This window comes from Pseudarthrobacter sp. O4 (assembly GCF_050157025.1).
Classification (GTDB): domain Bacteria; phylum Actinomycetota; class Actinomycetes; order Actinomycetales; family Micrococcaceae; genus Arthrobacter.
Window position 1 is genome coordinate 3,548,407 of record NZ_CP189591.1, and the last position, 14,063, is coordinate 3,562,469.

5 protein-coding genes are annotated in these 14,063 nt (G+C 60.0%); 3 read left to right on the forward strand and 2 right to left on the reverse strand.

The genetic code is table 11. The features are described from left to right. Window positions 1–137: 137 nt before the first annotated feature. Both ACQCSU_RS16565 and ACQCSU_RS16570 read right to left on the reverse strand, forming a co-directional pair. Window positions 138–1,853, reverse strand: a complete 1,716-nt coding sequence (locus tag ACQCSU_RS16565; protein ID WP_426976356.1) for a GmrSD restriction endonuclease domain-containing protein — start codon at window positions 1,851–1,853, stop codon at window positions 138–140. 99 nt (window positions 1,854–1,952) lie between these two features. Continuing rightward, on the reverse strand, window positions 1,953–2,453 hold the full coding sequence (locus tag ACQCSU_RS16570) for a DUF1643 domain-containing protein (RefSeq protein ID WP_426976357.1): 501 nt from the start codon (window positions 2,451–2,453) through the stop codon (window positions 1,953–1,955). A gap of 191 nt (window positions 2,454–2,644) precedes the next feature. On the opposite strand from ACQCSU_RS16570, the gene pglW reads away from it, so the two are divergent. From pglW to pglX (ACQCSU_RS16585), 3 genes are read left to right on the forward strand one after another with little or no spacing between them, the layout of a single operon-like run. Further along, entirely contained in the window at window positions 2,645–6,895 is a 4,251-nt protein-coding gene (gene pglW / locus ACQCSU_RS16575) for a BREX system serine/threonine kinase PglW (RefSeq protein ID WP_426976358.1), read from the forward strand. After that, the gene (pglX, locus tag ACQCSU_RS16580; protein WP_426976359.1) at window positions 6,892–10,452 is read left to right on the forward strand and encodes a BREX-2 system adenine-specific DNA-methyltransferase PglX; all 3,561 of its coding nucleotides are present in this window, start codon (window positions 6,892–6,894) and stop codon (window positions 10,450–10,452) included. Before pglW ends, pglX (ACQCSU_RS16580) begins: the two co-directional genes overlap by 4 nt. 53 nt (window positions 10,453–10,505) lie before the next feature. Further along, window positions 10,506–14,057: a BREX-2 system adenine-specific DNA-methyltransferase PglX gene (gene pglX, locus ACQCSU_RS16585; RefSeq protein ID WP_426976360.1), complete on the forward strand. Its 3,552-nt coding sequence runs from the start codon at window positions 10,506–10,508 to the stop codon at window positions 14,055–14,057. Window positions 14,058–14,063 lie beyond the last annotated feature (6 nt).

Below are 14,063 nucleotides of genomic sequence, written 5' to 3' on the forward strand. Positions count from 1 at the left end.
AAGTTCGTTCAGTCGGGACACGATCCGCTCAGGCGGAGCCCGATGGGGAAGTGGTGGGCCGGCCTCCACTAAGAGGCAGTGGTAGGTGCGTGTCTTGTTCACGCACCTACCACTGAGCGCCTAGTGCCCGTTTTAGCTCAAGGATGCTCCCCAAGGCACAGGGACTGAATGACGGGCATCATCATGGAAGCGCGCGCCTGGAGGAATTGCTCGTAGTCCTCCCCGATCTGTCTTGAGCTCTCAGGACTGTACGGTCCAGCCATAGCGAGTTCATCGAACGGGATAAGGTGGGAGGCCAGTCGTGACTGTATGGCCTCCCTTCCAAGATCCGCTCGATCGGTTCGTTCCTCCAGATACTGCAGCGGAGGCTTGTTCGAAATGTTTCGATTCGTACTCCAGGTAATTAGGGCACAGTTGAGGGCCCGCATTGATCTGTTGCCGCCAACCTGGCTTTCCACATTTAGGAGCGAGTCAGGGAAGAGGTGGTGGTACTCCCGGAACTTCAGGTGCTCGGAAGTGACCGCGTGGTCATCAGCAATATCCCGTGCGCCGAGTCGAAGCGACACAGCGAGGATTCCCCGTGCGACGACCTCACGCGTTTTAGGCCAGCCCGCGGTTGTTAGGTCGAACTCTGTGGGGAGCGGGGTTACAGATTCGTCAAATATCGGCGCGGCAGATGCCCAATCAAGTACGTCCCCAACAAGAATTTTCTTCAGCCCCCGGAAGTCCTGGTGGGCCCTTGACCCGGCCGACTGATCATAGCGCCGCGTAAGGAATGAACGCCACAAATAGGACCTGACGAGCTTTCTTGCGTTGCCCGCAGCGTCCAAGGACCTAGGCATGAACTGGTGTATCGCTGCCAGAACTGGCAGAACTACGATGGACGGCAGACGCTGAGCGTCAAATACTTTCTCCGATTCCAAAAACCCAATAGCCCAGGAGATGCCCTCCACGATGTCGTCCCATTCCCGGGCGACCTCGGACAAGTCGAGTTTTTCATAGCTCCTTTGGCCGGCAGGGCGATCAGATCGAAGTGAGGCAACATCCAGGGCCAGGTTTCCTGCGTCAGCGTAACGATGCAGCGACGGGACTTGGGCGCGAAGGTCATCTACAAGCTCATGCAAGGACTGGCCGACTGCTTCCTCGAGCTGAGCGACCACGATGTCGAATGCACTCAGCCTCACTGAGGACGTGTTCATCTTGATGAAGACATCCAAAGCGACGTCCTTGGGCGTCGTCATGGGAAGGCTCAGATGAGGGATGTTGTAGTTCCGGACCTTGCTTCTCAGGTCGGCAATGTTCGTCTCAATATCCCTGCTGATGCGGAGGTCGTCTCCGGCAGCGGAGTCTGCCCATGCCCTCACGTCTTCATTGCTTTCGGGGTTAAGCAAACGCAAAGGGATGTAACCGCGTTCGCGACAATCGACGGGGTTGTCACACCAGATTGGGTATCGGGTCTCGCCACGTCGCCACCGGTTCTGGGCCAGAACCCGTGGGACCTTTTCACCCGTTGACTCGTCCTCTTCGTGACGAAGGAAATACGTCCGATCCGGGTAGTTGTCGTGGAGAGACCTCCAGAGCGCCGTCAGTCGTTGTTGGCCGTCTAAAAGGTGCTCGTGGACACGCTCGGAAGGGGACGGGGCGGTCTCTAGGGCACGAGAAATGAACGGTTCGTTGTCCCCAACTTCGAGGATGAGTGTAGCCCCAGCGGGAAGTCCTCTGAGTACTGTCTCCATCAAGCCAGCGACTTCGTTGTGACTCCACGCCTCATGCCGTTGAAAACGAGGCAATCGGAGTTGGCCGGTTCTAACTCGTGTGAACCAGTCGGCGAGCGAACGATTACGTGCATCCATGCGAGCTTCCCCATTTTTCTTCTGTTGTGTTGACTAGAGACTATCCATCTATGTCGCCCACACCGTGAATTGGCTTGCCAGCCCCGCTCGGAAATACGATCAGTCGCTGCGCACCCACCTTGTGAGGGCAATCGTCAGGGCGGTGAGGAAAGCAGTCTCGGGATGCATACGGTGTGTATAGCGGTGCCAGCGCGAAGGGTGACGAGGTGCTCCGCCGACCCACCAGACAGGTAGACCCCTCTCGTCGATCTCGCTTTCGAGCCACTTCACCTGGGCCACATGATGCTTAGCGGCTTCGCCCGATGGCTTGCTGATGCCATAGGCCAAGAGAACGGCTGACGCTCCATCGAGCGCATGTGCGAGGTTTGGGCGGGCATCCAGCCATCCGTCAGGCGAGATTCCGGCAGTGGAGACGCCGGAGGTGCGGTAGGTGGGCAAACTGAAGAGGTTGACGATTTCGTAGCGATCGAAGTCAAGAACATGTCGCGCCTGCTCCGCGCGGGCAAGCGTGCGTTGACCGCTGGTCGTAGGAGGGTTGCTTCCAATGATCAAGAGAGTCCCAGAGGATGTCGGAAGGGTCGCGGGAACTTCAGGATGCATGGGAACAACCTAGCGGATGCACGTTGTTCGACGAGTCCGGTCGCCGTTGCGCAACCCACCGCGGACCCAAGTGAAAGTCACGCGAGTCAGCTTCGAGGATTGTCGTATCACCCAGTAGTATCGGAAGGCTAGAGTCTCAAGGGCTGGCCGCGCTCACACAGGTGCTGGACGGCGAATCCACAGGGGGAACGTTGACTGAAGAACGCTGGGTTGAAGTCAGCCCGTCGCAGTTTCCCCATGAGATCGAGGGGCTGCGCTATCTCAAGTCGAAGCTGCCCACCACCACGCCCTTCCGAGCCTGGACGAACTTCGAGTTCCTGGACAGCCAAGGGCGGTGGCATGAGGTTGACGCTTTGGTGCTTGCGCGCGGCCGACTTCACCTGATCGAACTAAAGTATTACTCCGGCCGACTGTACGGAAACGACACCCAGTGGTTGCGTGACGGCCGGCGGGCCGAGGAATCACCGCTCCTCCTGGCAAGGCGTAAAGCTCAGCGATTCAGCTCCAAGCTCAAGGATGAGCTGCGGTCATGGGCGCGCGAGAAACAAGTGGACATCGCAGACGATCGCAAGATAATTCCGTTCGTGCAGGAGTCGGTGTTTCTGCACCACCCGGGCATGGTCAGCGAAATGAGTGGCACCGCTGCGTCGCACCTGTTCGGCCTCGACGAACGTGAAAACGAGTCGAATCTTCCCGGAATCAGCGACCTCCTTCTCGAGGAGCCCCGCGCTGACCGCGCGATCGGTCAAAACCAGGAAGCCATCCTCGCCGAGCTAATGGCTCGGATCGGCCTCGTGCAGCGGCGCGAGCGCACGGCAGGCTCATGGATTATCGAGGACGGCGCTCTGGACGAGGGCGAAGGCTGGCAGGATTGGCGCGCCTACCACCAGGTGGTCAAGCAGGACACAGCGCGCATCCGCTTCCAGGTGGCAGACCCCGGGGCAGGCAACGCAGAGCGGATCCGAGCTCGAAAAATCGCCGAACACGAATACCGGGTCATGAACCGACTGTCCCACGACGGGCTGCTCAAACCCCGAGACATGGTCGAGTCCGACCTCGGTGTGGGGCTGGTCTATCCATTCGATGAGTCCATGCAGCGACTTGATCTGTGGATTGCTGAGCAGAGGAACGGCGTCAGCCTGGCGGACCAACTCAGCATCATCCGGCAGGTTGCCGAAGTTATCGACTACGCGCACCGCAACGCAGTTGTGCACCGCGGGCTGTCCCCAAAGGTTGTCTGGGTTGCACGGTCCAAAGACCGCCTTCGCGTGCAAGTCAGTGACTGGCAAACGGCGGGAGCGGCCGCAGCGGTGGCGACCGGCCTTTCAGGCGACGACGGCGTCACACGGCTTTTCGGCGCGGACCAGACGTCCGTCGCGTCTGCAGCGGGAGATGACGCATGGCTGACTGAGGCGTTTCGTGCGCCCGAAGGACGGTGGAGTGCGGCTGCCACGGACCGCGTGGGGCTGGATGTCTTCGGGCTCGGTGCCCTGGCGTACTACGTCGTCACCATGGTTCGGCCGGCGGCCTCTTCACTGGCACTCGCGGAGCGGCTGCGGGAGCAGGGGGGCTTGGACATCGCACCGGTTCTTCCCCAAGTCGGCGAGGCTCTGCGCAAAGCGGTTCTGGACGCCACCCGGCCGGTCCCGCGTGAGCGGCTGCGCACGGTGCAGGAATTCCTCAATGCCTTGGACAGCAGTACGACTGGACCGAGGGATAGCGAACCGGATACCGATCCGCTCGATGCCGTGCCCGGAACGCTTCTGGGAGACGGCCGGTTCACCGTCGTCCGCAGGCTCGGCAAGGGATCGACAGCCCAGGGGCTGATGGTCAGGGACACACGACCCGACGGCACGGAAACTGACCGGGTGCTTAAGGTCGCACTCAACGACAAGGCTGCCGACCGGCTGACAGCCGAAGCCGAAGTCATCGGACGGCTCCGAGGCCCCCGCCTGGCCACTCTCGTTGAAGGACCGTTCAATCTCAACGGCCGTACAGTGCTGTTACTGGAGAGTGCAGGCTCACAGACCCTCGACGAACTGATCCGAGATCGTGGGGGGAGACTCTCCATCGACCTTTTGGAACGCTTCGGCGCCGACCTGCTTGACGCCGTCGTGGCACTGGACAAAGCCGGCATCGATCACCGCGATATCAAGCCCAGCAACCTCGGCGTCCGAGAAGACAGTCGCAAGGCGAAGCACCTTGTTCTCTTTGATTTTTCACTTTCCCGGGCGCCGGCTGCCGCCCTCGACGCTGGCACGCCGCCTTACCTTGACCCGTTTCTCGGGGGAGTTCGTCCGCGGTTCGACTCGGCTGCCGAACGGTACGCCGCCGCCGTCGTGCTGTTCGAAATGGCAACCGGACACCGTCCCTACTACGGCGATCCCCTGGCAAACCCGGCAGCTGTTCCGGACGAGGCAACCGTTGAGCCCAAGTCCTTTGACCCATCGGTAGCAGCTTCGCTTGCTGATTTCTTCCGCCGCGCGCTTGCCCGCGATGCGAGCATGCGTCACGACACGGCGGCGGAAATGCTCGCGGTGTGGCGGGGCGCCTTTACCCACGGAACGACCACAGCGCCGGAGGATGCCGACGAGCTCGCAGCCAAGGCGAAAGTAGAGACCGAGCTCGAGGCAGCTGGCTTATCCGCCCGGGCCTTGTCTGCTCTGGAACCTTTCGGTGTTCGCACGGTAGGGGACCTGGCGGCTGTGGACGCCGTGCGCCTCAACAGACTGTCGGGGGTCGCGGAGCCCACGCGCAAAGAAGTTAAGAGCCGTGCCAAACAATGGCGAGACCGGTTCGGCGCAGGGGACCGCAGCACGGAACTTGGCGCTTTGCCTCCGGTGGAGGAAATCGCCAAGATCTTGACCGACAGTGTGTCTTCTACCCGGTCCCCTGGCCGCGGGCAGATGGTGGCTCTGATCCTGGGCACGGAAGGGCACACGGACGCGTTCGCCACCCAGGCGCAGCTTGCTGCTGCCCTGCCGACTCCGGTGACCTCCGGCCGAGCCAATCAGGTTCTCGAAGCTCTCCACAAGGCGTGGGCCAAAGACGGAGAGGCGCTGGGGCTTCTCCGCCGCCTCGAAAAGATTGTGGATGAACGGCTGCAAGATTTGGGTAACGTGGCCAGCATCAATGAGCTGGCTTCAGAAATTCTTCGTTCCAGCACGGGCGCCCGCGTCCGGGATGATATTGCCCGCCGCTCCGCCTTAGGACTTCTTCGCGTCGTTGTGGATCGACGGCGTGCACAGCTTCGCGCTGAAGAAGCGCTTGGTGCCATGGAGCTGCGGCGTCGTGATGGCCGGGCGCTCGCCGTTGCACGGGAGCCAGGTCTCCTGGACATTGCCGAGGCGCTAGGCAGGGATGCAGACGCGCTCCTGATCGGAGGCTCATTCGGCGAGGCGCTCATCCCCGCAGACCGTGCGCGAACGAGGCTCCTGCCCACCGTGCAATCGGTAGGAGCGGACAATTCTCGACTTCTTGAGGGCACAAGACTGGTCCGGCTGGCGGCGGAAATGTCCCGGACTGCCGCCTTCACCGGTGCGGCTGAACTCTACCGACGCGATCTGGATCAGGCGAAGGCCGTGGCACTCACGTTCCAGGGAATCAGCACCGGGGAACGGCTCAGCCCCAAAGAAGTTCAGGACCGGGTCCATGCTCGCTTCCCCGCGCTGCCGGATCTGCCGCGCCGGCCGTCCCTCGACGAGCTGTTGGACCGGGCAGGCTTGGGCCTGAAGTTCGATGAGGCGTCTCAGTGCTACTACAGTCCCACCGAGGGCGGCGACACCACGGGACTTCATTCGTACATGCCGACTGTGGTGGCGTCCCAGACTGACGACATCGATGGCGGCTCAGTGGCCCGGCGCCTCGAGGAAAGTTCGGCTCGACGCTCTTTCCTCACCCTCGGGTGTCCAGCGGATCGAATCGACAAGCTGGTCAGCGTGCTCGAACACGAGTTCAACGCGCGGGTTCTTGATCTCACTGGCATTCTCATGGACGAGATGAAGCGTCTCGCCAACGAACGCGCAGTTCCGCCATGGGATGTTCTCGTGGCAGCCGACGCACAGCCGGGAGAGAGCCGCGCCGGGAAGGGCCTCGCCGCCGTGGTGAAACGAGCCCTTCCGGCAGTCGAACTGGCCATTTCAGAGGCCGTGATGCAAGAGCACGACGGCGGCACTCCGCGCCCGGTTCTGCTCACCGAAGCCGCTCCGCTAGCCAGGTACGGACACGCCCACGTTCTGCGACGGCTGAGCGACTTGGCCGTGGCCAGAGGACAGGCAGTCTGGCTGGTGGTTCCGCAGCTGGCCGCGAATCAAGGCCCACTGCTCGACGGCGTTCCCGTGCAAACTTCACCGAATCAATTTGTCCGTTTTGATCACATCTGGATCGACACGAAGGCAAACACAATCCTCAAGACCGCGCCCGCTATTGGAGTTCCTGAATGACTGTTTCGCCGCAGCTGACCGCTGATCTGCGCAAGCTTGTCTTGCGGCTGGAAGACGATCTGCGCGAACGGTTGGCGCAGGACCATGAGAACTTGTCGCGCTGGAAGGCAGAGCACCAGGGTGCGTTGGATGCGCAGCGGACGTCGTCGGCATGGCAGGCGTGGCGGGACGACAAGATCACCCAGGCGGCGGTTGCGTGGATTGTGACGACAGTGTTTGTCCGGTTCGCCGAGGATAACGAGCTGGTTCGCACGGTGTGGCTTTCAGGTCCTGGGGTGCGGCGGCAGGAGGCGCTGGATGCTCAGATTGCGTTCTTCCGTGCCCACCCTGAACTGACAGATCGCGAGTGGCTGCTGGAGCCGGTGGAATATCTGAAGGAGCTGCCTTCCACCAAGGAGCTGGTGGGGGAGCATTCGGCGTTGTGGCAGGTCCAGCCTTCGGGACGGATGGCTACGGAGATCCTTGAATTCTGGCGGCAGACGGACGACGCCGGACTTCCAACCTTCGACTTGGCAGACACTGAGCTGTCGACCCGCTTCCTGGGTGACTTGTATCAGGACCTATCCGACTATGCGAAGAAGACGTTTGCGCTCCTGCAGACTCCGGAGTTTGTAGAGGAATTCATTCTCGACCAGACGCTTACCCCGGCGTTGGCGGAGCGGCCGCTCGACGGGTTCAAGCTGATTGACCCGACCTGCGGGTCCGGGCACTTCCTGCTCGGAGCTTTTGCGAGGCTGACTCACGCATGGGCCCGCCATGCGCCGGGCTTGGACGGGCGTGCCCGGGTTCAAAGGGCCTTGGACGCGGTCCACGGTGTTGATCTGAACCCGTTCGCCGTGGCCATCGCCCGCTTCCGTCTCACCGTCGCCGCCCTGAAGGCCTGCAACGAGACGTCCCTGGAGCTGGCGCCGGCCTTCGACTTTCATCTAGCTGCGGGGGACTCACTCCTTCATGGGCAAGTACAGCGCGAGTTCCAATTCGAGGGGTTCGATGCCGACTCTAAGCTCAGCGGGTTCTCTTATGCCAGCGAAGACCTTAAACTCCTTAGGCAGATACTCAAGCCCGATCAGTACGATGTGGTCGTCGGGAACCCGCCATACATCACTGTCAAGGACAAGACGCTCAACGAGGCTTACCGTAAGCGTTACGCGACGTGCAAGGGCAAATACGCCTTGACCGTCCCGTTCATGGAGAGATTCTTCGGCTTGGCGAAATCCGGTGGCACGTCTCAGCCCGCCGGGTGGACAGGGCAGATCACCTCGAACTCGTTCATGAAAAGGGGCTTCGGCTCCGCGTTGATCGAGGACTTTCTTCCCCGTAAGGACGTGACTCACGTCATTGACTCGGAAGGGGCTTGGATTCCTGGCCACAATACGGACGGCACTCCAACCGTTATAATCATTGGTCGGAATCAACCACCGGTGAAACAGACTGTCCGAACAGTTCTGAGTATGGGCATGCGAGAGTCGAGATCAACGGCCCAGAACGGAACCGGACCATATTGGACCTCCACGACGAACAACTTGTCTGCCCCGGGCTTTGAGAACGAATGGGTTACGATTGTCGACCTGTCTCGCGATACGCTTGCTCGTCATCCCTGGAGCTTATCCGGAGGGCAGGCGCCCGCTGTGCTGGATCAGATCGAATCAGCTCGTATTCACAGACTTTCCAAGATCGTTAATTCTATTGGAATTGTCAGCTTTACACTCGAAGATGATGCATATCTAGCACCTGGCCATGTGCACCGGCGGGCGAGCATCTCGGCCGACTTATTACGCCCTATGGTCTTGGGGGACGGGCTTAGAGACTTTTCTTTCAGAGAAGAGCTTGAGGCGATATTCCCTTACGATGAAGATTTCAAAGCTCTTGACGTTTCTGCTACTAGTCACCGTTCCATTTTCACGTTCTTGTGGCCCTATCGGACCAACCTCTCAAACAATGTGATGTTCGGACGAGTCACAAAAGTGGAAAGCGGCCTCAAATGGACGGAGTTTGGACGCCTCACGGCTACGAAACTGAGAACCCCTCTCAGCATCGTCTTTGCCGAAATAGCAACCCATAATCACTTTGTTCTTGACCGCGGGGGCAAAATTTTCAAGCATTCGGCTCAGGTAATCAAGTTGCCGGGGCATGCTACAGAAAAGGACCACTTTCGTCTGCTCGGGGTGCTCAATTCGTCTGTTGCCTGCTTCTGGATGAAGGAAAAAGCTCAGCCAAAGGGCGGCGCGGCTGATCTTGCATGGGCTCGTACATACGATTTCACTGGAACAATACTTCAGGAGTTCCCGCTCGCTGCTAACCTCTCCCACGATCGAGGGCAGACCCTGGATTGTCTGGGGCGGCAGATACTGGACAACTCGCCTCGGGCTCTGGCTGAACAGTCACTCCCAACTTCAGACCGCCTTGCGGCTGCCCGAGAGCTATCGAATTCTCTCGGTCGCCGCATGATTGCCGAGCAGGAGGAATTAGACTGGGAGACCTACTTTGCCTATGGCTTCGTCGATGAAGACCTGACATATACAGGCTCGCACTTACCAGAGGTGTCGCTGGGCGAACGAGCATTCGAGATCTGGCTGGGACAGAAGCTGACGACGACAGGCGCGCAAAAGACCTGGTTCGATGCTCACGGGTCAACTCCCATTTCCGAGATCCCGTCGGCTTGGCCGGAGGACTATAAGTGTCTGGTTCGACGCCGCCTCGGGTTGATCGAGTCGAACTCATCGCTCCAGCTGCTAGAGAGGCCGGAATTCAAGCGACGGTGGGCGTCCGAGTCATGGGAAAAGCAGCAGGACGGTGCCCTTCGCGATTGGTTGCTTGATCGGCTGGAGGACCGGCCACTGTGGTGCGACCGGCAGGGCCGCCCAGGGGCCCGTAGTGTGGGGCAGCTCGCTGACCTCGTCTCCCGGGACGCTGACTTCCTTTCTGTTCTGTCCTTGTGGGACGGCAGCCGGGACGTTGACGTGGTTAAGGCCCTCACTCAGCTCCTGACCGACGAGGCTGTTCCGTTTCTCGCCGCGCATCGACTAAAGGATTCCGGGCTCCGCAAATATGAAGCGTGGATACAGACGTGGGATATGCAACGCCGCGAGGATGCCGGCGATGATGTCGGCTCTATTCCTGTTCCCCCCAAGTACACCTCGACGGACTTTCGGAAGGCATCGTGGTGGCAGGCGCGCGGCAAACTGGATGTACCCAAGGAACGGTTCATTTTGTACCCGGACGCCGGCCGCTCCACGGACCAGACTCTGCTGCTCGGATGGGCCGGCTGGAACCATGTGGAGCAGTTCCTGGCACTGGCAGCCATCATGGATCAGCTGGTTGCAGACGGTGCACCAGACGTACAACTGATTCCGCTGGTAGCGGGTATGGGTGAAATACTCCCGTGGGTGAATCAGTGGCACGCGGAAGTCGATCCTGCTTACGGCGTGAGTATGGCCGACTTCTGTGCCCAGCAGTTCGAAGAACGGGCAGCCCAGATCGATCGGTCCCATGACCAGCTCAAAGCCTGGCGTCCCTCGATGCCCCTCAGAGGACGCAAAGCCAAGGTGACGGCGTGATTTCTGAATCCGTCCGACAATGCTGACAACCACGCCCCCGTAGGAGTTTCTGAATGACTGTTTCGTCGCAGCTGACCACTGATCTGCGCAAGCTCGTCTTGCGGCTGGAAGACGATCTGCGCGAACGGTTGGCGCAGGACGATGTGAACTTGTCGCGCTGGAAGGCAGAGCACCAGGGTGCGCTGGATGCGCAGCGGACGTCCTCGGCATGGCAGGCGTGGCGGGACGATAAGATCACCCAGGCCGCGGTCGCTTGGATTTTGACGACCGTGTTTGTGCGGTTTGCTGAGGATAACGCTCTGGTCCGACCGGTGTGGATTTCAGGTCCCGGTGCACGTCGGCAGGAAGCGTTGGACGCGCAGATTGTGTTCTTCAGGGCACATCCGGAACTGACGGACCGGGAGTGGTTGCTTGAGCCGGTGGAGTATCTGATGAAGCTACCGGCCACTGCGGATCTGGTGGGGGAGCATTCGGCGTTGTGGCAGGTCCAGCCTTCGGGCCGGATGGCCACGGAGATCCTAGAGTTTTGGCGTCGGACGAACGACGCTGGACAACCTATCTACAATCTGGCTGATTCTGATTTGTCCACCCGATTCCTAGGCGACCTATACCAAGACCTTTCCGACTATGCGAAGAAGACGTTCGCGCTCCTGCAGACGCCCGAGTTCGTAGAGGAGTTCATTCTCGATCAGACCCTGACTCCAGCTCTGGTGGAGCGGCCGCTGGAGGGTTTTAAGCTGATTGACCCGACTTGCGGGTCCGGCCACTTCCTCTTAGGCGCGTTTGCGCGGCTTACTGAGGAATGGTCGCGCCAAGCACCCGGGCTGGATCGGCGAGCTAGTGTCCAGAAGGCTCTGGACGCGGTTCATGGAGTGGACTTGAACCCGTTCGCCGTGGCCATCGCCCGCTTCCGTCTCACAGTCGCCGCTTTGAAAGCCTGCAGCGAGCAGTCCCTGGAGCTCGCCCCGGCGTTCGATTTCCACCTCGCTGCCGGCGATTCCCTCCTCCACGGGCAGGTCCAGCGAGAGTTCCAGTTCGAAGGTTTCGACGCCGACGCGAGGCTCTCCGGATTCTCCTATGTCACCGAGGACCTCGAGGCGCTTAAGCGCATCCTCAAACCTGGCCAGTACGACGTAGTTGTCGGGAACCCGCCATACATCACGGTGAAAGACAAGACCTTGAACGAGGCCTACCGCAAGCGATACGCGACCTGCAAGGGCACGTACGCCCTGACCGTTCCGTTCATGGAGCGGTTCTTTGGCCTGGCCAAACACGGAACAGCGTCCCAGCCGGCCGGGTGGACGGGCCAGATCACGTCGAATTCGTTCATGAAACGCGAGTTCGGCTCAAAACTCATCGAGGACTACCTGTCGCGCCAAGATCTGCGTCTTGTGGTGGACAGTGAAGGTGCTTGGATCCCAGGTCACAACATGGACGGGACTCCGACTGTAATCCTTGTTGGTCGGCACCAGCCACCTGTAGGACCCAAAGTGCGTGCTGTCCTGGGCAATGGGCATCGAGAGCCGCGATCGTCTGGCCAGCGGGGCGGACCCTATTGGCAGTCCATCGTCTCGGAAATCCTAAGCCCCGGCTTTAGCAATGACTGGATCGATGTGGTTGACCTCGAACGAAAAATTCTCTCGACTCACCCTTGGAGTCTTTCAGGTGGGGGGGCTGGGGAAGTAGTAGCTCAAATGGCGAAGAACGGCGTTCATACCCTCAACGACATCATTTTGGGAAAGATTGGATTTGCGAGCTTCCCCGGTGCTGATGATTGCTTCTTCAGTACGCAGTCTGAGCTCGGACGGTCTCGAATCCCAGCGGACCTCTTGAAATCTGTGATTTCGGGCGATGGCGTGAGAGATTGGGCTGTCAACGTGAGCGAGACTGCCTTTGTACCGTACGATTTGAACGCAAGGATTATTCCCTTTTCGAAGGGATCGCCGTGGGCTAAGCGCCTATGGCCGCTCCGAACGGTATTGGGCTCAGTAACTGGTTTTGGTGGCGAAACACAGAAGACGTCCGGGAAACCATGGTGGGGATGGTATCGCTGGGTCGCCTCGCGCTATTCATCTCCCTTGACCCTAACCTTTGCGGAGGTTGCGACTCACAATCATTTTGTGTTGGACCGGGGTGGCAAGGTGTTCAACAGGTCGGCTCCCGTCGTGAAGCTACCGGCCAGCGCGACAGAAGACGATCATCTTGCCCTGTTGGGATTGCTGAACTCGTCTATCATTTGCTTTTGGCTGAAGCAAAAATGCAAAGCCAAGGGCGGCGCAGCTGACTACGCGTGGGCCAGAACTTACCAATTCAATGGCGGAAACGTCGGTGACATACCGCTACCCGTTGTTCTTCCACTTGAACGGGGAAGGAATCTTGATGCCCTCGCTCGTGAGCTTTCGACCACGATGGAAGAGGCATTTGCAAGTGGTCTACCGGACGAGGCCGTGATGGAGAATGCTCTCCATAAACGGTCATCGATTCTCCGGAAGATGGTGGCGGAGCAGGAGGAACTGGACTGGGAGACGTACCGGCTTTTCGGGCTGCTAAGTAGCGACAGCGACATCGCTGGGTCAGAACTTCCCGACATTGAAGTTGGAGAGCGTGCTTTCGAGATTGCCTTGGCATCAACCCTGCCTCCGGAGGATCCCGGTAACGCTTGGTTCGTCCGCCACGGATCCAGCCCGGTAGTCAAGGTTCCGTCGCGTTGGCCAGAGTCGTATCGGCAGCTGGTTCAGCGACGACTGCATCTTATTGAGTCAAACCCGACAATCCGGCTATTGGAACAACCCCAATTCAAGCGTCGTTGGGCGTCCGAGTCAGGGGAGAAGCAGCGGGAGCGTGCTCTACGGAGCTGGTTGTTGGACCGTCTGGAGGAGCGGTCGCTGTGGTTCGATCGGCAGGGCCGCCCTGTCGCTAAGAGCGTTAGCCAGCTTTCTGATGCAGTCTCACGAGACCCTGACTTTCTGTCTGTCCTTTCGCTTTGGACCGGTAGTCGGGACATTGACGTCGTCAAAGCCCTCGGGAGACTAGCCGGAGACGAGTCCGTACCCTACTTATCCTCACTGCGGCTCAAAGACTCCGGCCTGCGTAAGCGCCAGGCCTGGGAATCGACGTGGGACTTGCAGCGGCGTGAAGATGCAGGGGAAGACGTTGGCGCGACCGCGGTCCCCCCGAACTACAAATCGGAAGACTTCCAAAAGCCTTCTTGGTGGCAGGCCCGCGGAAAGCTCGATGTGCCGAAAGAGCGGTTTATCTTGTACCCGGACGCGGGCCGGTCCACCGATCAGACTCTGCTGTTGGGGTGGGCCGGCTGGAACCACGTAGAGCAGTTCCTAGCGCTGGCCGCCATCATGGATCAGCTCATCGCAGACGGCGCACCGGACGAACAGCTCGTGCCGCTTGTGGCGGGTATGGGAGAACTCGTCCAGTGGGTGAAACAGTGGCACGCCGAGATCGACCCAGCCTATGGCGTGAGCATGGCAGACTTCTGTACCCAGCAATTCGAACAACGGGCAGCCCAGATCGATCGGTCCCAGGACCAGCTCAAAGCGTGGCGGCCTGCAACGCCCACCCGCGGACGCAGAACTATGGTGACACAATGAGCTGCG

Coding starts and splice junctions, on each gene's coding strand:
- ACQCSU_RS16565 (WP_426976356.1), bottom strand. CDS start 1,853: ATGGATGCACGTAATCGTTCGCTCGCCGACTGGTTCACACGAGTTAGA.
- ACQCSU_RS16570 (WP_426976357.1), bottom strand. CDS start 2,453: ATGCATCCTGAAGTTCCCGCGACCCTTCCGACATCCTCTGGGACTCTC.
- pglX (WP_426976359.1), top strand. CDS start 6,892: ATGACTGTTTCGCCGCAGCTGACCGCTGATCTGCGCAAGCTTGTCTTG.
- pglX (WP_426976360.1), top strand. CDS start 10,506: ATGACTGTTTCGTCGCAGCTGACCACTGATCTGCGCAAGCTCGTCTTG.